General features: G+C 72.1%; 15 protein-coding genes, 1 tRNA gene and 1 other RNA gene. 4 read left to right on the top strand and 13 right to left on the bottom strand.

Annotated elements, in window-relative coordinates:
- Window positions 1–56: 56 nt before the first annotated feature.
- The 5 genes from FS641_RS10565 to ffs all read right to left on the bottom strand — a co-directional run bounded on the left by FS641_RS10565 (window position 57) and on the right by ffs (window position 6,349).
- A complete protein-coding gene (locus tag FS641_RS10565; RefSeq protein ID WP_144763518.1) occupies window positions 57–1,112 on the bottom strand; it encodes an aspartate-semialdehyde dehydrogenase in 1,056 nt (351 codons plus the stop codon).
- Between the two features lie 12 nt (window positions 1,113–1,124).
- Window positions 1,125–2,387: an aspartate kinase gene (locus FS641_RS10560; protein ID WP_144763516.1), complete on the bottom strand. Its 1,263-nt coding sequence runs from the start codon at window positions 2,385–2,387 to the stop codon at window positions 1,125–1,127.
- A gap of 164 nt (window positions 2,388–2,551) precedes the next feature.
- Window positions 2,552–3,151: a recombination mediator RecR gene (gene recR / locus FS641_RS10555; protein ID WP_144763514.1), complete on the bottom strand. Its 600-nt coding sequence runs from the start codon at window positions 3,149–3,151 to the stop codon at window positions 2,552–2,554.
- On the bottom strand, window positions 3,151–6,123 hold the full coding sequence (locus FS641_RS10550) for a DNA polymerase III subunit gamma and tau (RefSeq protein WP_144763511.1): 2,973 nt from the start codon (window positions 6,121–6,123) through the stop codon (window positions 3,151–3,153). Before FS641_RS10550 ends, recR begins: the two co-directional genes overlap by 1 nt.
- A gap of 129 nt (window positions 6,124–6,252) precedes the next feature.
- An RNA gene (gene ffs / locus FS641_RS10545) (signal recognition particle sRNA small type) lies at window positions 6,253–6,349 on the bottom strand.
- A 36-nt stretch (window positions 6,350–6,385) separates the two neighbouring features.
- Between ffs and FS641_RS10540 the strand changes: the two genes are divergently transcribed.
- Window positions 6,386–7,060 (top strand): SDR family oxidoreductase, encoded by a 675-nt coding sequence (locus FS641_RS10540; protein ID WP_144763509.1) that lies wholly within the window; start codon window positions 6,386–6,388, stop codon window positions 7,058–7,060.
- Between the two features lie 121 nt (window positions 7,061–7,181).
- Here the strand turns inward: FS641_RS10540 and FS641_RS10535 are convergent, their stop codons facing one another.
- Both FS641_RS10535 and pta read right to left on the bottom strand, forming a co-directional pair.
- Window positions 7,182–8,378: an acetate/propionate family kinase gene (locus FS641_RS10535; RefSeq protein ID WP_144763507.1), complete on the bottom strand. Its 1,197-nt coding sequence runs from the start codon at window positions 8,376–8,378 to the stop codon at window positions 7,182–7,184.
- A 55-nt stretch (window positions 8,379–8,433) separates the two neighbouring features.
- A complete protein-coding gene (pta, locus tag FS641_RS10530) occupies window positions 8,434–10,578 on the bottom strand; it encodes a phosphate acetyltransferase (protein WP_144763505.1) in 2,145 nt (714 codons plus the stop codon).
- A gap of 121 nt (window positions 10,579–10,699) precedes the next feature.
- Here pta and FS641_RS10525 point away from each other — a divergent pair.
- Window positions 10,700–10,787, top strand: a tRNA-Ser gene (locus FS641_RS10525).
- A gap of 263 nt (window positions 10,788–11,050) precedes the next feature.
- Window positions 11,051–11,602 (top strand): hypothetical protein, encoded by a 552-nt coding sequence (locus FS641_RS10520; RefSeq protein WP_144763503.1) that lies wholly within the window; start codon window positions 11,051–11,053, stop codon window positions 11,600–11,602.
- 105 nt (window positions 11,603–11,707) lie between these two features.
- Here FS641_RS10520 and FS641_RS10515 read toward each other — a convergent pair whose 3' ends face one another.
- Together FS641_RS10515 and FS641_RS10510 are read right to left on the bottom strand one after the other, a co-directional pair.
- A complete protein-coding gene (locus FS641_RS10515) occupies window positions 11,708–13,729 on the bottom strand; it encodes a helicase HerA-like domain-containing protein (RefSeq protein ID WP_144763501.1) in 2,022 nt (673 codons plus the stop codon).
- A 144-nt stretch (window positions 13,730–13,873) separates the two neighbouring features.
- Window positions 13,874–15,130, bottom strand: a complete 1,257-nt coding sequence (locus FS641_RS10510; RefSeq protein WP_144763499.1) for a multidrug effflux MFS transporter — start codon at window positions 15,128–15,130, stop codon at window positions 13,874–13,876.
- Window positions 15,131–15,360: 230 nt separating this feature from the next.
- Here FS641_RS10510 and FS641_RS10505 point away from each other — a divergent pair, with 230 nt between their 5' ends.
- Window positions 15,361–15,942, top strand: a complete 582-nt coding sequence (locus FS641_RS10505; protein WP_186317697.1) for a TetR/AcrR family transcriptional regulator — start codon at window positions 15,361–15,363, stop codon at window positions 15,940–15,942.
- Between the two features lie 18 nt (window positions 15,943–15,960).
- On the opposite strand, the gene FS641_RS10500 is transcribed toward FS641_RS10505, so the two are convergent.
- The 4 genes from FS641_RS10500 to FS641_RS10485 are packed head-to-tail and all read right to left on the bottom strand — an operon-like array spanning window position 15,961 to window position 20,576.
- Complete coding sequence (locus tag FS641_RS10500) at window positions 15,961–16,524, bottom strand: hypothetical protein (RefSeq protein WP_186317696.1); 564 nt, start codon at window positions 16,522–16,524, stop codon at window positions 15,961–15,963.
- 28 nt (window positions 16,525–16,552) lie between these two features.
- Window positions 16,553–17,965 (bottom strand): MFS transporter, encoded by a 1,413-nt coding sequence (locus tag FS641_RS10495; protein ID WP_144763493.1) that lies wholly within the window; start codon window positions 17,963–17,965, stop codon window positions 16,553–16,555.
- Window positions 17,966–17,974: 9 nt separating this feature from the next.
- On the bottom strand, window positions 17,975–19,177 hold the full coding sequence (locus FS641_RS10490; protein ID WP_260855781.1) for a cystathionine gamma-synthase: 1,203 nt from the start codon (window positions 19,175–19,177) through the stop codon (window positions 17,975–17,977).
- A 34-nt stretch (window positions 19,178–19,211) separates the two neighbouring features.
- The gene (locus tag FS641_RS10485) at window positions 19,212–20,576 is read right to left on the bottom strand and encodes a cystathionine beta-synthase (RefSeq protein ID WP_144763489.1); all 1,365 of its coding nucleotides are present in this window, start codon (window positions 20,574–20,576) and stop codon (window positions 19,212–19,214) included.
- Between the last annotated feature and the right edge of the window lie 13 nt (window positions 20,577–20,589).

The raw sequence follows: 20,589 nt of genomic DNA, 5'->3' as shown, positions 1-20,589 counted from the left end.
GAGACGGACGGGAGGCTCGGTGCCGGCCGCTGGGGAGCCTCCAGTCCGTCAGGTGGTCACGCCGCGACCGCGCGGCGCGCGACGACCACTTCCGCGATCTGCACCGCGTTGAGGGCTGCGCCCTTCCTCAGGTTGTCGTTGCTCACGAAGAGCGCCAGACCGTGTCCTTCCGGGGCGGACTGGTCCGCGCGGATGCGTCCGACGAAGGTCGGGTCCTGCCCGGCGGCCTGGAGCGGCGTCGGGACGTCGGAGAGCTCCACGCCGGGCGCACCCGCCAGGATCTCGGTGGCGCGCTCGGGCGCCAGCTGGCGCTCGAACTCGGCGTTGACGGAGATGGAGTGGCCGGTGAACACCGGCACCCGGACACACGTCCCGGCGACGAGCAGGTCCGGCAGCTCGAGGATCTTGCGGCTCTCGTTGCGGAGCTTCTTCTCTTCGTCCGTCTCCCCCAGGCCGTCTTCGACGATGCTGCCGGCGAGCGGCACCACGTCGAAGGCGATGGGACGGACGTACTTCACGGGGTCCGGGAAGGTGACGGCCGAGCCGTCGTGCGTCAGGCGAGCGGTGTCCTGCTCGAGTGCGGCCCTGGCCTGGCCGAGGAGCTCGTCGACGCCGGCGAGCCCGCTGCCCGACACCGCCTGGTACGTCGTCGCGACGAGTCGGCGGAGGCCGGCTTCGGCATCGAGCACCTTCAGGACCGGCATGATCGCCATGGTCGTGCAGTTCGGGTTGGCGATGATGCCCTTGCCGGCCTGGTCGATGGCGTGCGGGTTCACCTCGCTGACGACGAGCGGGACCTCGGGGTCCATCCGCCAGGCGCTGGAGTTGTCGATGACGAGCGCCCCGGCGGCGGCGAACCGCGGCGCGAGCGAACGGGACGCCGTCGCACCGGCCGAGAACAGCGCGATGTCGATGCCGGACGGGTCGGCGGTCTCGGAGTCCTCGACGACGATCTCCTCGCCGCGGAACGGCAGCGTCGTGCCGGCGGACCGGGCACTGGCGAAGAAGCGCACGGTCGTCGCGGGGAACGCCCGCTCCTCGAGCAGGCGCCGCATCACGGCACCGACCTGACCGGTGGCGCCGACGACGGCGACGGTGAAGTCCTCAGACACGGGGTGCTCCTCTCAGCGGCCGGTGCCGGCGTACACGACGGCCTCGTTGTCGGCGTCGAGGCCGAAGGCCTGGTGGACGACGCGCATGGCCTCGTTCAGGGTGTCGGCGCGGGTGACCACCGAGATCCGGATCTCCGACGTCGAGATCATCTCGATGTTGATCGATGCCTGGTGCAGCGCGCGGAAGAGCTCCGCGGAGACACCGGCGTTGGTGCGCATGCCGGCACCGACCAGGGCGAGCTTGCCGATCTGGTCGTCATACTGGATCGCTTCGAAGCCGATCTCGGACTTCGCCACGCCGAGCGCGGTCAGGACGCTCTGGCCCTGGTCCTTCGGCAGCGTGAACGAGATGTCGGTGCGACCGTTCGACGCCGACACGTTCTGCACGATCATGTCGATGTTCGCTCCGGCACGCGCCACGATCGTGAAGATCTCGGCGGCCTTCCCCGGCTGGTCGGGCACGCCGACCACGGTGATCTTGCCCTCGGAGAGGTCTCCGGCGATGCCGGTGATGATCGGTTCTTCCACGGTTTCCCCCTCTGCAGGGTTGTAGACGATGGTTCCCTCGACGTTGCTGAACGACGAGCGGACATGGAGGGTGACGCCGTGCCGGCGGGCGTACTCGACGGCACGGATGTACAGGACCTTGGCGCCGGAGGCGGCGAGCTCGAGCATCTCCTCGCTGGTGATGCGGTCGATCTTGCGGGCCTTCGGGACCACGCGCGGGTCGGCGGAGAAGATGCCGTCCACGTCGGTGTAGATCTCGCAGATGTCGGCGTCCAACGCGGCAGCGAGTGCGACCGCCGTGGTGTCGGAGCCGCCGCGGCCGAGCGTGGTGATCTCGCCGGTGGTGCGGTTGAAGCCCTGGAAGCCCGCCACGATGGCCACGTGTCCGGCGTCGAGGGCCTCGCGGACGCGGCGCGGGGTGACGTCGACGATGCGGGCCTTGCCGTGCTGGGCGTCGGTCAGCATGCCGGCCTGACTGCCGGTGTAGGACGACGCCTCGACACCGAGGCTCTTGATCGCCATCGCGAGGAGCGCCATCGAGATGCGCTCCCCCGCGGTCAGGAGCATGTCGAGCTCCCGCCCGGCCGGGATCGGGGTGACCTCGTGCGCCAGGTCGACCAGTTCGTCGGTCGTGTCGCCCATCGCGGACACCGCGACGACGACGTCGTTGCCGGCCTTCTTCGTCGCCACGATCCGCTTGGCCACGCGCTTGATGCTCTCGGCGTTCGCGACGGACGATCCACCGAACTTCTGCACGATCAAGGCCACGGGTCGGTACTCCTGGGGACGACGGTTCCGCGACGGAGCGCGGCTTCGACAATGGTAGGGGGTGTTTCGGGGATGTTGCGTGTGAGCGGGCCGTCACGCAAGGATCGTGCGTGTGGCAGCCGAGGCACCGGCAGGCCCCACGTGCTGCACGGAGCGGGATCGGGTCATCCGCCGACCAGGCGGCGCCCCTCGAACGCACGGCCGAGGGTGACCTCGTCGGCGTACTCCAGGTCGCCGCCGACCGGCAGGCCCGATGCCAGACGCGTCGTCCGGATGCCCATCGGCACGAGCAGGCGGCTGAGGTAGGTCGCCGTGGCCTCGCCCTCGAGGTTCGGGTCGGTCGCGATGATGACCTCTTCCACGGTGCCGTCGGCGAGCCGGGTCATCAGCTGCTGGATGCGGAGGTCGTCCGGGCCGACCCCGTCGATCGGGCTGATCGCTCCCCCGAGCACGTGGTAGAGCCCGCGGAACTCGCGGGTGCGCTCGATCGCGGCGACGTCCTTCGCCTCCTCGACCACGCAGATGACCGCCGGCTGACGGCGGGGGTCGCGGCAGATGCTGCAGCGCTCCGACTCGGTCACGTTGCCGCAGATCTCGCAGAAGCGGACGCGCTCCTTGACGTCGGCGAGGAGCTCCGACAGGCGCGACGGGTCGAACGACTCGCTCTGGAGGATGTGGAACGCGATGCGCTGCGCCGACTTCGGGCCGATGCCGGGCAGCCGACCGAACTCGTCGATGAGGTCCTGGACGATGCCGTCGTACATCAGGCTCCCTCGCTCAACGACGTCTCCTCGATGAACTGGGCACCGAGGATCTCACGGACGACGGCCTCGCCGTACCGACCCGGTACGGGGGTCCGACGGACCTGGGGGGCTGCCTGCTGCTGGGCGGCCCGCTGCTGCGCGGGCTGCTGCTGCGCGGGCTGCTGCTGAGTCTGGCCCGTGCTGCGGGCGGCTGCTGGCTGCTGGGCCGCGGCGGGCGCGTCCGGTCCGGTGGAGCGCGGCGGCGTCGGACCGCCGGGGCCCGGGTCCGGGAACGGTGCACCGTCGTCGAAGGGCTCGTCGTCCAGCGGGTAGTCGTCCACCGGCACGTCCGGAGCGGGCTGCTGCGGGGTGGTCTGCTGCGAGGACGTCTGCTGCGGCACCGCCTGCTGCGAGGCCGCCTGCTGCGGGGCGCGCCCCTTTGCCTTGAGGGCGTCGAGCGCGGCCTGGGTCTCGGCGACCGCGCCGGACGAGGGCTCGGTCGAGGATGCGGGAGCAACGGTCTCGCCGGGGCCGATCGACCCCATGGGTGCAGCCCACGTCGGCTCGACGTCGTCCGGGACCACGCCGGCGGTGGGATCGGTCGCGGGGATCGTGGCGACGGCCCACTCGGTGACGGGGCCGGACGCTGCCGGCGGCGTGCTGTCGGGCTGCCGCTCGGGGGTCTGGGGACCGGCCTGGGGTTGGCGCTGGTCCTGGGGTTGGCGCTGGTCCTGGGGCTGGCGATGGTCCTGGGGCTGGCGATGGTCCTGGGTCGAGGACGGCACCGGGCGCTGCGCCGCCGGCGGAGCTGCTCGGCGCTCGGAGACGCCGTCGGCTGCGTCGTCCGAAGCCGACGGAGACTGGGCTGCTCTTTGCGACCCGGCCGTCGACGGGGCCGACTGCGTCGGAGCGGACTGCTCCGGGGACGGCGTGGAGGCTGCGGCCGGCGTCGCCGACGCTGCCGGAGCAGCAGCAGGAGCGTCATGAGCAGGAGCGGCGGACGTCGCAGGTGCAGCCGTCGGCGCTGCGCTGCCGAACGGCCCCGACGGAGCCACCGACGGTGCGGCGGGTGCCGAGGGACGCTGCTGGGCGCCGGCCTGGCCACCAGGACCGCGTGCGACGAACTTCACCCGGAACCCGAGCACGTCGATGATGGCCGCACGGACGAGCTCGCTCACGCTGGTCGCCGGGTCGGACATGTCCTTGAACGAGGCGACGTCCTGCTGGCTCGGGAACGTCAGCGTCAGGACGTCGTCACGGAGCGCGGTGACCTGTGCGGGCTGGACGATCGTCCACGCCGAACGCCCCGCGTGCTGGACGTGTTCGAGGACCTGCGGCCAGGCATCCCGCATCTGCTGGAGTCCGACGGGCGCGATCGGCTGCAGCGCGGGCTCGGCACCGACCACGGTCCCGATGCCGGTCGAGGAGACCGACGCTCGGTCGGACGTCGGCGCAGCGTCCGGCGCATGGTCGGACTCCTGCGCAGCACTCGACGCCTGGTCCGACGCCTGCGCGGCACCCGGGGCCGCCGAGCCGGCATCCGCTGAACCCGGGGCGACGGCCGCCCACGAGGCGGCAGCGTCCTGCGCCGCGTTCGCGACCGGGGCAGCGGGAACGTCGGCGGCGGGTCGCCCAGGCTCGACACGGTCGGCCGGAGGCGCCGCAGCCGTCGGGGGTGTGGCGGGTCGCTGCGAGCCGCCCGGGGCCGCCGCGGACGCCGGCGCCTGCTGACGCTGCACCGGTTCGTTCTGGGCGGGACGAGCAGCCGGGACGGCAGCCTGCATCGGCGCGGACGTGGGCTCCGGGTTTCCGGCGTGACCGCCCGCATCGCCGACACCGACCCTGCGTTCGAGGCGTTCGACCCGGGCGAGCGCACCGCGCTGGGTGTCGTCGGCCTCCGGCACGAGCATGCGCGCGATCATGAGCTCGAGGTGCAGGCGGGGCGAGGTCGCACCGGTCATGTCGGTGAGCGCCCGGTTCGCGATGTCGGCACCGCGGGAGAGGCCGCTCGCGCCGAACACACCGGCCTGCCGCGACATGGTGTCGAGTTCCTCTGGCGAGACGCCCCGGAGAACAGCGCCGGCGCTCTCGTTCGTGGCGGCGACGACGATGAGGTCACGGAGTCGTTCGAGGAGGTCCTCGACGAACCGCCTGGGGTCCTGACCGGTCTGGATGACGCGGTCGACCGCCGCGAACGCGGATGCGGGGTCCGCCACGGCGAGGGCGTCCACGACGTCGTCGAGCAGCGCGCTGTCGGTGTAGCCGAGCAGGGCGACCGCGCGCTCGTAGCGGAGGGCGCCGTCTTCACTGCCGGCGATCAACTGGTCGAGCAGCGAGAGGGTGTCGCGGACGGACCCGCCACCGGCGCGGACGACGAGCGGCAGCACGCCCGGCGCGACCGACACGGATTCTTGCGTGCAGAGCTGTTCGACGTACTCGAGCATCGCCGCCGGCGGGACGAGCCGGAACGGGTAGTGGTGCGTGCGGGAGCGGATCGTCCCGATGACCTTCTCGGGCTCGGTGGTGGCGAAGATGAACTTGACGTGCTCCGGCGGTTCCTCGACCAGCTTCAGGAGCGCGTTGAAGCCCTGCGGCGTCACCATGTGGGCTTCGTCGAGGATGAAGATCTTGTAGCGGTCACGAGCCGGCGCGAAGACCGCTCGATCACGGAGGTCGCGGGCGTCGTCGACACCGTTGTGACTGGCGGCGTCGATCTCGATCACGTCGAGCGAGCCGCTCCCGCCCCGCGCGAGCTCGACGCAGCTCGGGCACACGCCGCACGGGGTGTCGGTCGGGCCCTCGGCACAGTTGAGGCAGCGCGCCAGGATGCGCGCCGAGGTCGTCTTGCCGCAGCCACGCGGGCCGCTGAAGAGGTACGCGTGGTTCACCCGGTTGGTCCGGAGCGCGGTGCGCAGCGGGTCGGTGACCTGCGACTGCCCGATGAGCTCGGCGAAGTTCTCAGGCCGGTAACGGCGATACAGGGCGGTGACCACGCCCCAAGGGTAACCGGGACGGCCGACAGCCACAGCCGCACGGCAGCGACCTGGGGAGGACTCCTCCGGAGACGGCGAGTCGCCTCACGCACCCCGCGTGGATGGCGTCCGTCCGTTGCGCCCGGGGAACGAGAAGACTCCTCACGCACCCGCCAGAGCCCGGTTACCCTTGCTGCGTTTCCGCCCTGGGGGAGTTGGCCTGGATGGCGTCACGTGAGGAGCCACAGAGCACTCTACCGGACACGAGGAGCACGATCGAACCATGAAGATCGCCATCGCCGGAGGACACGGCCAGATCGCCCTGCTCCTCGCCCGCATGATCACCGACGCCGGCCACGAGGCCGTCGGCATCGTCCGCAACCCGGCCCACGTCGCCGACGTCGAGCAGACCGGGGCGACAGCGATGATCGCCGACCTCGAACAGCTCGACGACGACGAGCTCGCCCTCCGTCTGCGCGGCGTGGACGCCGTCGTGTTCGCCGCCGGCGCCGGTCCGGGCAGCGGGGCGGAGCGCAAGCTCACCGTCGACCGGGACGGCGCCCTGCTCCTCGCCGACGCGGCCGAACGCGCCGGCATCCACCGGTACGTGATGATCTCGGCGATGGCAGCCGACTCGTACGACCCGCAGCTCGCGGTCGTCCCGGCAGCGGACGACACCGCGGTGTTCCAGGTCTACCTGCGTGCGAAGGCCGAGGCGGACGCCAACCTCCGGGCACGGAGCCTGCGGTGGACGATCGTCCGCCCCGGTGGCCTGCTCGACACGCCCCCGCAGGGGACCATCGCCGTGGGCAGCACCGTCCCGCGCGGTTCGATCCCGCGCGCCGACGTGGCGGCCGTGGTGCTCCACACGCTCCTCGACGACAGCGCGATCGGCCGGCAGTTCGAGGTCACGAGCGGGAACACCCCGATCCCGGCCGCACTCGCCGCGCTCGGCTGAACCGCGTCCGGCTGAACGCGCTCACCCGAACGCGTCAGCCGGACCGTCGCGCGACCGCACGACGGCCCGACGGCCCGACGGCACGACGGCACGACGGCACGACGGCACGACGGCAGAGCGACTACAGCGCGACCGCCGCCGACTGGCGGGCGATCTCGAGCTCCTCGTTCGTGGGGATGACGAGCACCGCCACACGGGAGCCGTCCGTGGAGATGAGCCGTGCCTCCTTGGAGTGCAGCTCGTTCCGATCGTCGTCGACCTCGATGCCGAGGTGCTCGAGTCCGGCGAGCACGCGACGGCGGAGCAGCGCGTTGTTCTCCCCGACCCCCGCCGTGAACACGACGGCGTCGAGGCCTCCGAGCTGCGCGGTGTACGCGCCGACGTACCGACGGATCCGGTGCCGGTAGACGGCGAGCGCCGCCTCGGCGGTCTCGTCCCCGTCGATCGCCGCCGCCTGGACGTCACGCATGTCCCCGTTGCCGGTCAGCCCGAGCAGACCGGAGCGTTTGTTGAGCATGTCGTCGAGGTCGTCGAAGGAGAGCCCGGCCTCGCGGTGCAGCTGGATGAGGACGGCTGGGTCGAGGTCGCCGGAGCGCGTCCCCATGACCAGCCCCTCGAGTGGCGTGAGTCCCATCGACGTCTCGATGGACCGACCGCCGTCGATCGCGGCGGCCGAGGCTCCGTTGCCGAGGTGGAGCACGATCGTCTTTAGCTCGGACAGCGGCCGGTCCAGGAACACCGCTGTCTGCTCGGAGACGTACTTGTGGCTGGTGCCGTGCATGCCGTAGCGGCGGATGGCGTACTTCGCGGCGAGGTCAGCCGGGATCGCGTACGTGTACGCGTGCGGCGGCATCGTCTGGTGGAACGCGGTGTCGAACACGGCGACGTGCGGGACGTCGGAGAAGACCTGCTTCGCCGCCCGGATGCCCTCGAGGTTGGCCGGGTTGTGCAGCGGCGCCAGGCTGGAGAGCTCCTCGATCTGACGTTCCACCTCGTCGGTGACGACGGTGGCGCGGTCGAAGGTCGTCCCGCCGTGGACCACCCGGTGTCCCACGACCGCCGGCGGGTGCTCGTCGAACGACGGCCCGACCTTCGCGAACGCGTCGAGCATCGCCTGGAAGCCGGCGGCGTGGTCGGGGACCGGAGCGGAGTCGTTCGAGGACGACTCCCCCGACAGCGCGTTCGTGTGCTTCCACGAGCCCGTCGACTCACCGATGCGCTCGACCAGTCCGGACGCGAGCGTCCGTTCACCGTCGAGCTCGATCAGCTGGTACTTGAACGAACTCGAACCGGAGTTCACGACGAGGGCAGCGGTCACTGGTGGCTCACTTTCAGGAGGTGGCGGGACGGGAGGCTCGGGACGGGTCGGGTGGTCAGGCCGCGGTCGGCGCGTGGCCGGTCGGCGCAGCTGCGTCGGTCTGCGCCGCCGTGCCCGCCTGGATCGCGGTGATCGCGACCGTGTTGACGATGTCGCTGACCAGCGCCCCGCGGGAGAGGTCGTTGATCGGCTTGCGGAGCCCCTGCAGGACCGGTCCGATCGCGACGGCGCCGGCGGAGCGCTGCACCGCCTTGTACGTGTTGTTGCCGGTGTTGAGGTCCGGGAAAATGAACACCGTCGCGTGGCCGGCGACCGGCGAGTCGGGCATCTTCGTGCTCGCGACCGTGGGGTCGGCGGCGGCGTCGTACTGGATCGGGCCCTCGACGAGCAGGTCGGGGCGGCGCTCCCGGACGAACGCGGTGCCGGCGCGCACCTTGTCGACGTCGGCGCCGGAACCGCTGTCGCCGGTGGAGTAGCTGAGCATCGCCACGCGGGGCTCGATGCCGAACTGCGTCGCGGTCTCGGCGGAGGAGATCGCGATGTCCGCGAGCTGTTCGCTCGACGGGTCCGGGATCACCGCGCAGTCGCCGTAGACGAGCACGCGGTCGGCCAGGGCCATCAGGAAGACGCTCGACACGATGGACGTGTCCGGGCGCGTCTTGATGATCTCGAACGACGGCCGGATGGTGTGCGCGGTGGTGTGCTTCGCCCCGGAGACCATGCCGTCCGCCAGACCGAGCTGGACCATGAGCGTGCCGAAGTAGGACACGTCGGTGACGGTGTCGCGGGCGAGCTCGATGCTCATCCCCTTGTGCGCTCGGAGCTTCGTGTACTCCTCGGCGAAACGCTCCCGGAGCTCCGGGTCGAACGGCGACACGAGCTGCGCGCCGTCGAGGTCGAGGCCGAGTTCGGTCGCGCGGGCGCGGATGGCCGTCGGGTCGCCGAGGATCGTCAGCGCACAGACCTGCCGCTGCAGGAGCGTCGATGCGGCGCGGAGGATGCGGTCGTCGTCACCCTCCGGCAGCACGATGCGCTTGCCGTACTCGCGCGCCCGGTCGAGCAGACCGTGCTCGAACATCAGCGGGGTGACCACGCCGGACGGGGTGACCTGCAGGCGCGCCAGGAGTTCGTCGGCCTGTACGTGCCGCTCGAACAGGGCCAGGGCGAGGTCGGCCTTGCGCGGGGAGTCCGCTGCGAGGCGCCCGCGGGTCTGGGTGATGCGGAGCGCCGTGTCGTAGGTACCGAGGTCGTTCGTGGCGATCGGGAGCGAGCTCGAGAGCCCCTCGAGCAGACGTGTGATCTGCGGCGCCGTTTCGAACCCGCCGTTGAGGATCACGCCGGCGAGGCTCGGGAAGGTGTCCGACTGGTTCGCGAGGAGCGTCGCGATGAGGACGTCGCTGCGGTCACCCGGCACGACGACGATGCCGCCTTCGATGAGGCGCGGGAGCACGTTCTCCATGCTCATGCCGGCCACGACGGTTCCGAGGGCCTCACGGTCGAGGAGTGCGTCGTCACCGCGGACCAGGGTGGCGCCGGTGGCCGCGAGCAGCGCACGCACGGTCGGCGCGACGAGCACGGTGTCCTCGGGGATGGCCCACACCGGGACGTCTGGGTGGTCGTCGTGGACCGCCCGGGCGACGCTGTCGCAGATGGCGTCGAGGGCGTCGGGATCGGCTCGGTTCACGACCACGCCGAGCAGCTGCGCGTGTGCGGCGCGGAGTTCGCTCGTGGTGACGTCGGCGACCTGCGCCATGTCGGCCGGCGTGCGCACCCCGCGCTCCGCCGCATCGCGTCCGCCGAGCACCAGGAGCACCGGCGCGGCGAGGTTCGTGGCGACCTTGGCGTTGAACGAGAGCTCGGTCGGGCTGCCGACGTCGGTGTAGTCGGAGCCGAGGACCACGACGGCGTCGCACTGCCGCTCGACCTGCGCGAACCGGTTGACGATCGTGCCGAGCGCGGCGTCCGGGTCGGCGTGCACGTCGTCGTAGGTGACCCCGATGGCGTCCTCGTAGGACTGGCCAGCGGCGGTGTGCTGCAGGAGCAGCTCGAGGACGTAGTCGGGTTCGTCCACGCTGCGCGCGACGGGCCGGAACACGCCGACGCGTCCGACGGTGCGGGCGAGGGTCTCGAGGACACCGAGCGCCACCGTGCTCTTGCCCGTGTGTCCTTCTGCTGACGTGATGTAGATGCGGGTCGACACGGTCCCAGGCTAGTCGCCGGACTCGGCACGACCTCTGGGAGGACGGGGCTGTGGAGGGTCGTGGTCATGCACACCCCGGAAGACCTGTACCATGGGGTGTCGTCATCGCGAGATGGCGCCAGGAGAATTCGCCTAGTGGCCTATGGCGCACGCTTGGAAAGCGTGTTGGGTGCAAGCCCTCGGGGGTTCGAATCCCCCATTCTCCGCCATCACCAGCAGGAACGGGTGCAGCGCGAGCGCGCACCACGACGAGGCGCACGAGTCCACACGGACCGTGCGCCTTCGCCGTTCCCGGGCCGGATCGACAGCCTGCAGCTCCCCGGTCCCCCATCGTGTGGACCGGTCCGAACCCCGCAGCCCATGGGATCGCTCCGAGAGTGGACAGACTCGTCTCCGATACCCGCGGGTCCCCTATGCTGACCGCACGGCACGCCCGAGGGACGGGTGCGCCGTGGGGACGAGGAGATCAGCCGTGGGGGACACGACGGCGCCGGCGACGGCGATCACGGACGACGCGGTGTACGACGTCGTCATCCGGCCGCGCCCGGCACTCGTGCGCTCCACCGCGCTGAGCATCGTGTTCTCCGCCGTCCCGCTGGCGGTCGCGTTGCTGTGGGTCTCGTTCCCCCTGCGGCTCTGGGCCGCCGTGGCCACCCTGGTCGTCGTCCTCGCGGTGCTCGTCGGGATCCTCTTCGCCCGCCTCCGCGCGGCCTTCGTCGGGCTCAGCGAGGACCGCGTCACGGTGCGTGGTGTCCTCACCCCGAGCCGCACGGTCGACGTCGCCTCGGTGGACGCCGTCGTGCTCGCGACCACGTTCGGCGGGTCGGTCGACCGGACCACCCGGGAGCTGATCGCCCTCGACGCCGCGGGGCAGCACCTCTTCCGGATGCGCGCCGACGTGTGGGGTGACGCCGGCATCGACCAGGTCGTGGACGGCCTCGGCGTGCAGGTCACCGAGCTCGGCCGACCGCTGCCGGCGCGCGAGTTCGCGCGCCGCTACCCGGCCGGACGCCGACGACACTGACGCCGACGCCGCTGACGCCGACCCTGCTGACCTCGCCGTGAGGCCGGACCGCCATGCAGCGGGACGACGTCACCACCGCCGCTGACCGGGACGTCCCCCGGACCGCTACCGCCGGCGCCGCAGCGTCGAGAAGATGCCCTGCACCACTTCCTTCGCGATCGTCCGCCCGAGGCCGCTGCCCAGGATGTCCGACAGCGGGTCGTCCGCCCGACGCGTGGTCGAGGTCCGCGACGACGAGGTCCGCGACGACGTCCGCGACCGCTTCGCCTGCGCCGCACGCTCCGCCCGCTCGAACTCCCGCTGCGTCCGCTCGTACTCCCGCTGTGCCGCAGCCCGCTCCCGTTCTTCCTGCTTGGCCTGCGCTGCCGCCTCCTTCGCGGCCGCGGCCGCGGCGCGTGCGGACTCCTGCTCGGCCTCGGCGGCAGCGGCGGCCGCTTCCTCCTGCGCCTCGGCCGCCGCTGCCTGTGCGGCGGCCGCCTCCATCCGCCGCGCCAGCATCTCGTGCGCTGAGTCGGGGTCGACGGGGGTCCCGTAGGCGGCGAGGAGCGGGGACGCGGCGACCCGCGCCTCCATCTCGGGCGACGGCATGGGGTCCATCGATCCCTGCGGCGCACGGAGCCGCGTCCACGCAACCGGCGTCGGCGCGCCCTTCTCGTTCATCACCGTGACCACGGCCTCGCCCGTCGCGAGCGAGGTGAGGACCTCGCCGAGGTCGTACTCGCTCGTCGGGTACGTCGACACGGTGGCGCGGAGGGCCTTGGCGTCGTCCGGGGTGTGCGCGCGGAGCTGGTGCTGGATGCGCGACCCGAGCTGCGCGAGCACGTCGTTCGGCACGTCCTTCGGTGTCTGCGTGACGAAGAAGATGCCGACGCCCTTCGACCGGATGAGTCGCACGGTGCGGACGATCTGCTCGAGGAAGTCCTTCGACGCGCCACTGAAGAGCAGGTGGGCCTCGTCGAAGAAGAACACCAGCTTCGGCTTGTCCTGGTCGCCGACCTCGGGGAGCTCGTTGAACAGGTCGGCGAGCAGCCACATCAGGAAGGTCGAGTAGACCGCGGGCTGGTCCTGCACGCCGGGTACCTCGAGCAGGCTGACGATGCCGCGACCGTCGGCGGCGGTCCGGAGGAACACCCGGGTGTCGATCTCCGGCTCCCCGAAGAACGCGTCGGCGCCCTGGTCGGCGAAGGTGATGAGCTCACGGAGGATCACCCCCGCGGTCTGCTTCGACAGCCCGCCGAGGTCGGCCAGCTCCGCCTTGCCCTCGTCGCTGACCAGGAACGTCAGGACGCTCCGCAGGTCGGTCAGGTCGACGAGCGGCAGCCCGGCGCGCTCGGCGTGGTGGAACACGAGCCCGAGCGAGGACTCCTGGGTCGCGTTGAGGCCGAGCACCTTCGCGAGCAGCAGTGGGCCGAAGCCGGAGACCGTCGCCCGGATCGGGATCCCGGTGCCGTGGCCCCCGAGCGAGAACAGCTCCGCCTCGCTCGCCACCGGCAGCCACTCCTGACCGATGCCGCGGGTACGGGCCAGCAGCTTCTCGTTGCCCTCCCCCGGTATCGCCAGACCGGACAGGTCGCCCTTGACGTCGGCGGCGAACACCGGGACACCGTTCGCCGCGACCTGTTCGGCGAGGACCTGGAGCGTGCGCGTCTTGCCGGTGCCGGTCGCGCCGGCGACCAGTCCGTGCCGGTTCAGCATGCCGAGCGGGATGCGCACCTGTACGTCGGGTCGCGCGTCGCCGTTGACGAGGGCGCCGAGTTCCAGGGCGCTGCCGGCGACGGCGTAGCCGTCCCGGATCGCGGCGACGGCGGCGTCGCCGAGCGGTCCGGCGGTCACCGCGGCACTGCCGGGAGGCTCGGTGCCCGTCACCGGGTCGGCCTGCGGTCCGGCTGCAGCGGGCTCCGGAGCCGCCCCACCGGGCTCCGTGACGTCGGCGGTGGGGGCGGGACGGGCCTCCTGGCCGGTGCCGTCCGTGGACCCGCCGGCCGCCGCCGCGGGCGCAGCCGCCTCGAGCGCCCGCGCGAGTTCCTCGGCGCGCGCCGCTGCTTCGTCCGCCAGGCGCCGTGCCTCGTCCGCCGCTGCCCGGGCGGCCGCAGCCGCGGCCCGTGCCTGCTCCACCACGTCGCTCATGCGCACAGCCTAGGGACGCGCGGGCCACCGCGGAACGGCCCCGGCAGGACCTCGACGCCGAACGACGAGATCGTCGTCGTACGACGTGGACGCCGTCGTTCGGACGCGGCGATCGGCAGGCCCGCGGCGGGCGACCGAGCGGCCTCAGTGCGAGAGCGCCGGCACCGTCCGCGGTCGCACGACGGTCCAGAGGAGCACGATCGCGACCGCCGACGTGCACGCCATCACCGCGGCCATCGGGGCCGCGTGCGAGATGCCGAGCCACCCGACGATCGGCGAGACCAGGCCGGCGACGCCGAAGTTCAGCGCCCCGAGCACCGACGCCGCCGTCCCGGCCTCCTTGCCGTGCGCAGCCAGGCCGATCACCTGGACGAGCGGGAACGAGAAGCCGCAGGCCGCGATGAAGAACCAGAGCGGGATCAGCACGCCGACGAGTCCGGCGCCGAGCAGGTCGAGCACGATGATCGCGGTCGAGGCGAGGAACAGCGTGGCCGTCGAGCACGCCAGGATCCACTGCGGTCCGACCCGTTGCGCGACCCGCGAGGAGATCTGTACTCCGAGCACGACCCCGATCGAGTTCACCGCGAAGAGCAGCCCGTACTGCTGGGCGTTCAGCCCGAAGACGTCCTGGAACAGGAACGGTGACGCGCTGAGGTACGAGAAGAGCCCGCTGAAGACCATCGCACCGATGAGCGCGACCCCGACGAAGATGCGGTCGCGGAACAGCGCCCGGTACCGCTGCCGCATCGTCGAGTGACCGGCCTCCTGTCGGCGAGCGGGCGGCAGCGTCTCGACGATGAGCAGGATCGAGGCGATCACGACCGCCAACCCGTAGCAGGCGAGGAACACGAAGATCCCACGCCAGCTGACGACCCGCAGCATCTGGGAACCGATGAGCGGCGCGAGGATGGGCGCGAGCCCGTTCACCATCGCCAGGCGCGACAGCATCCGGACCAACGGCTTCCCGCCGAACAGGTCCCGCACCGTCGCCATCGCGACGACGCCGCCGGCCGCGGCACCCATGCCCTGGAGCACGCGGAAGACGGCGAGCAGCTCGATGTCCGGAGCCAGCGACGCCCCGATCGAGGCGGCGATGTGCACGGTGGTCGCGACGATCAGCGGGAGTCGGCGGCCGACCTTGTCGCTCCACGGTCCGACCAGCAGCTGGCCGACGGCGAAGCCGAGCGTCGTCGCGGTCAGGGTCAACTGCACCGCGCCGTCGGTGACGCCGAACTGTTCCTTCAAGGACGGGAACGCCGGCAGGTACAGGTCGATGGTGAAGGGTCCGAGCGCCGTCAGCGCACCGAGCACGAACACGTAGACGAGCCGTTGGGCACGGGAGAGGGAGTCCCCCGGATGCAGGATGACGGTGAGCGAACCGGTGGTCGCGGGCGCGGTCACGGCGGAGTCCTTCGACGATGAGGGGCGGTGGAGGAGCGGGACACGAGCGTCGATCGAATCGATTCGTCCGCGGAACCATCCTAGGGCCGACGGCGGCCGCCGCGACACCCGTGCCGTGGTCGTGCCGCGTGTCCCCGGCCCGGCAGCGCTCCCCCGGTCGGTCCTGCGGTACCGTCGGAGGGCTCGGGGGCATCCGGGCGGACCAGTACCGGCACGAGGGGGTTGGCGTCATGGTGGACGCTCGGATCCTGCACACCACAGCAGCGCTGCGCGATGCGATCCTCCGACTGGCGGCCGACCGACCGGTGTCGCGGATCACCGTGGCGGACGTCACCCGCGCGGCCGGCATCAACCGGGCCACGTTCTACTCGCACGCGGTGTCGCCCGGGTCGCTCCTGGCGGACGTGCTGACCCCGGAACTCGACCGCATCCGCGACGACGACGCCGAGGCGCGGCGCACGGCCGCCGAACGGGGCGCTGGGCGGGACGAGTTCACGGCGATCACCCGCCGCGGCATCAACGCGGTCGTCGAGCACGTCGTCCTGCACCGGGACATCTACAGCAGGGCGCTGCCCGACCCGGAGGACGCGTCGCTGCACCGCCTGCTCGTCGAGCACTTCACGGTGTCCAGTGCACAGCACATCCGCGACCTCGACCCGGACACCCGGCCGGAGCTCGTCGACGACGTCGCCGCCGGCTTCGTCGCGCAGGGCTTCGTCGGGGCGATCGAGGCGTGGCTCGCCGGACCGCGGCGGTCCCGGAAGGCCCTGGTCGACACCATCACGCTGTCGTTCCCCGCCTGGTGGAGCTGACACCCGCGGCAGTGGCGTTCAGTCGCCGTCGGGCTTCTCGCCGCGCTGCAGGGACGTGACCGCGGCGACGGCACGGTGCACGAGGTCGGCGTCGGATCCGGTCGTCGCGACGCGGTAGTCGGCGGAGACGCCGTCTCCACCGGTGCCGTTCGCGGGGAGCTGGTCCCCGAGCCCGACGACCACCACCCCGGCGTCGTGCGCCGTCTGCAGCTCGCCGGTCAGCGACGCGGGGTCGTCGGCCGCGACGAGCAGCGCCTTCGCCCCGGTGCGCACGAGGTCGTGCACGGCCGACCGCTGCGAGCCCGCCGGGTCGTTCGTGTCGGCGACGCGGACGTCCGGGCGGAAGCCCGCCTCGGTCAACGCCGTGCGGAAGCGGTCCGGCAGTGCCTCCCCGCTCGACGAGCTCCCGTCGACGGGGAGCAGGACGACGCCGATCACCGCGTGCTGGTCGAACCCACCGTCGGAGCTCGTCAGGTCCGTGCTCTGCACCGGCGTCGGCGCGACCGAGGTCGTCCCGCTGCAGCCGGCGATCACGGCGACGGCACTCACCGCGACTGCGGCGGCGGCCAGGATGCGGCGCACGGTTCCTCCTCGACGTCGGCCTGTCACGCTACCCGTTCTCCGGCCCCGGAGACGACGGCACCGGAGACGAGGGCGCCGACGACGACGGCACCGGACCGAGCCGCCGCACCGCCGGGATCCCGACGAGGGCGATGAGCGTCATGGCGGCGAAGACGCTCGCGAACGCCACGGCGTCGTGCCGGCCGCCGGTCGCGGTGAACAGCAGCCCGGCGACGGCGAGCCCCACCACGCTGCCGGAAGCGTCCGCGATCGTCAGGGCGGAACTGGCGAAGCCGTCGTCCCCCTCGCGGGAGAACCGGAGCGTCAGCATCGAGGTCCGCGGGTACGCCGCCCCCATCCCGGCGCCGCCGACGAACCACCCGGCGACCAGCACCCAGACCGGCAGGTCCCACGTCGCCACGGCGAACGCGGTCACCAGGCTGACCAGGACCAGTCCGAGCCCACAGCCGAACGCGGTCGCGGCGGTCAGGCGCTCGCCCAGTCGGCCGTGCACCCAGCTCGCACCCGCCCAGCTGAGCGCGGCGACCGTCAGTGCCAGCCCGGCGGCGGACGGCGACAGCCCGTGCTGCGCCTGCAGCAGGAACGGCACGTACGCCTCGGCACCGAAGAACCCCGCCGCGAGGACCCCGCGGAGCAGCACCACCGAGGGCAGTCCGGGGGCCGCGGTCAGCGTCCGACGCGGCAGCAGCGGCCGCAGCGCGAACCACGCGCCGACGAGCCCGACCACCACGGCGCCGACCCGGAGCGCGACCGGCAGGTCCGGGGCGACGTTGAGCAGCAGCACCGCGACGGCGGCACCGACCGACCAGGCGATCCGGGCGCGCTGCCACGGTGGCCGGAGCGACGGTGCCGGCGGGTGGAGCCGAGCGAGCGTGGGGACGAGCAGGGTGAACGCGACGACCGCGATCACGAGCGCCCCGGCGAAGACCCAGTGCCAGCCGAACGCCTCGGTGACGAGGCCCGCGAGCGCCGGGCCGACCAGCGCCGGGACGACCCACGCGGCGGCGAACCCGGCGAAGACCGGCCCGTGCAGCTCGACCGGGAAGATCCGGGCGACGAGCACGTACAGGACCACGTCGATCGCACCGGCGCCGAACCCCTCGACGAGTCGTCCCGCGAGGAAGACCGGCATCGTCGGTGCGACCATCACGATCGCCGTGCCGAGGGCGAACAGCGCCGCGGACACCCAGGCCACCACCCGGCCGCCGGCACGGTCGGACCAGTTCCCCGCGAGGACCATCCCCGGCACCCCCGCGGCGAGCGGTGCCGCGAAGCTCAGCGAGTACAGCGTCTCGCCGTGCAGGTCACGGCTGATCTCCGGCATGATCGTCGTCATCGCCAGGTTCTGGAACGCGGCGACCGCCACGATCGCGACCATGCCGACCGTCGGGAGGGCGTACCCCGTGCTGAACAGGGTCGTCCTCGGCGTCGTCGCGGTCACCGCATCAGGCTAACGGCGGAGCGCCTGGGTGACGTCGTCGACCAGGTCACGGGCGTCCTCGATCCCGACCGACAGCCGCACCACGTTCTCCGGGACGGCGAGCTCGGTGCCCTTGACGGAGGCGTGGGTCATCTCGCTCGGGTACCCGATCAGCGACTCCACCCCGCCGAGGGACTCCGCGAGTGCGAAGACCTCGGTCGACTCCGCGAAGCTCCGGGCCGCGTCCGGGCCGCCGGCGAGCGCCACGGACAGCATGCCGCCGAAGCCGCGCATCTGCCGCGCCGCCACGTCGTGACCGGGGTGGTCCGGGAGTCCCGGGTAGAAGACCCGCTCGACCGCCGGGTGTCCGACGAGCGCCTCGGCGACGGCCTGGGCGTTCTGCGAGTGCCGTTCCATGCGGACCGCGAGCGTCTTGATGCCGCGGATCGTCAGCCACGCGTCGAACGGCGAAGAGATGGCTCCGGCGCCGAACTGCAGGAACTGCACCTGGTCGGCGAGCTCCTGGTCGGCGAGGACGACCGCGCCGCCGACGACGTCGGAGTGGCCCCCGAGGTACTTCGTCGTCGAGTACGCCACGACGTCCGCGCCGAGCGCGAGTGGCTGCTGGAGGGCCGGGGACGCGAAGGTGTTGTCCACGACGACGAGGGCCCCGGCATCGTGCCCGACGGCGGCCAGGGCCTCGACGTCGGCGATCTTCATGAGCGGGTTGGTCGGCGTCTCGACCCACAGCACGGTCGGCTCCGGCGCGTCCTGCAGTGCGGCGCGGACCCGGTCGAGGTCGCTCATGTCGACGACGACGAGGTCGACGCCCCACGGCACGTGCAGCCGGCTGACCAGACGGTGCGTGCCGCCGTAGACGTCGTTGCCCATCACGACACGGGCACCCGGTCGCAGGGTCGCGCGGAGGAGGGCGTCCTCGGCCGCGAGCCCGGACGAGAACGAGTACGCCGCGACGCCACCGTCGAGGTCGGCGAGCAGCGTCTGGAGCGAGTCCCTGGTCGGGTTGCCCGAGCGGGAGTACTCGTAGCCGTTCCGCATCTGGCCGATGCCGTCCTGCACGTACGTCGACGTCAGGTGGAGCGGCGGGATGACGGCGCCGGTCGGCCCGTCGGGCTCCTGGCCGGCGTGGATGGCGCGGGTGTCGAACTCGGTCATGCTGCGGTGGTTCCTCGTCTGTGGGTGGAGCGGTTCACTCGGGGCGGAGCGGTTCACTCGGGGCGGAGCGGTTCACTCGGGGCGGAGCGGTTCACTCGGAGAGGTAGGTCAGGAGGTCGTGGCGGGTGAGCACGGTGACGGGCTTGCCGTCCTCGACGACCAGGAGCGCGTCCTCGGTCTCGAGCGCCCGTCGGGCGGTGGACACCGACTCACCGATGCCGATGAGCGGCAGCGGGTCGCCGACCGACGCGGACACCGCGTCGGCCATCTTCGCGGCGCCGGTGAACACCTGCTCGAGCAGGTCCTTCTCGGCGACGGCACCGATCACCTCGCCGATCACGACGGGCGGTTCCGCGCTCAGCACCGGCATCTGCGAGACGCCGTACCGCGACATGATGTCGACGACCTCGCGCACGGTGTCCGACGGGTGCGCGTGCACGAGGTCGGGCAGCCGGCCGTCCTTGCCGGCGATGAGGGACCCCACCGTGCGGGCGTCGTCGGTCTCGGCGAACCCGTAGGAGCGCATCCAGCGGTCGTTGAAGATCTTGCCGAGGTAGCCGCGGCCGCCGTCGGGCAGGAGCACCACGACGACGTCGTCCTCGGTCAGGTCGCGCGCCGCACGGAGCGCCGCGACGACCGCCATGCCACTCGACCCGCCGACGAGCAGCCCTTCCTCGCGCGCGAGTCGCCGCGTCATCGCGAACGACCCGGCGTCGGACACGGCGATGATCTCGTCCGGGACCTCGGGGTCGTACGCCGGCGGCCAGAAGTCCTCGCCGACGCCCTCCACCAGGTACGGCCGACCGGTACCGCCGGAGTAGACCGAGCCCTCGGGGTCGGCGCCGACGATCCGGACGCGGCCGTCGGAAGCCTCCTTGAGGAAGCGCCCGGTGCCGGAGATGGTTCCACCAGTGCCGACGCCGGCGACGAAGTGGGTGATCCGCTGCTCGGTGTCGCGCCAGATCTCCGGGCCGGTCGTCTCGTAGTGGCTGCGGGGACCGTTCGGGTTGGCGTACTGGTTCGGCTTGTAGGCACCGGGGATCTCGCGGACGAGCCGGTCGGAGACGGAGTAGTACGACTCGGGGTGCTCGGGCGGGACGGCCGTCGGCGTGACGACGATCTCGGCACCGTACGCGGTGAGCACGTTCCGCTTGTCCTCGCCGACCTTGTCGGGCAGGACGAACACGCACCGGTAGCCGCGCTGCTGGGCCACGAGCGCCAACCCGACCCCGGTGTTGCCCGAGGTGGGCTCGACGATCGTGCCGCCGGGGCCGAGGTCGCCCGATGCCTCGGCGGCGTCGATGATCCGCGTGGCGATGCGGTCCTTCGCCGAGCCGCCGGGGTTCAGGTACTCGACCTTCACCAGCACCGTGGCCCGGACACCATCGGTGACGCGGTTCAGCTTGACGAGCGGGGTGTCGCCGACGAGGTCGACGACCGAGTTCGCGTAACGCACGGATCGAGTCTAG

This window comes from Curtobacterium sp. 9128 (genome assembly GCF_007673775.1).
GTDB lineage: Bacteria > Actinomycetota > Actinomycetes > Actinomycetales > Microbacteriaceae > Curtobacterium.
This window is presented reverse-complemented; position numbering and strand designations above follow the sequence as displayed.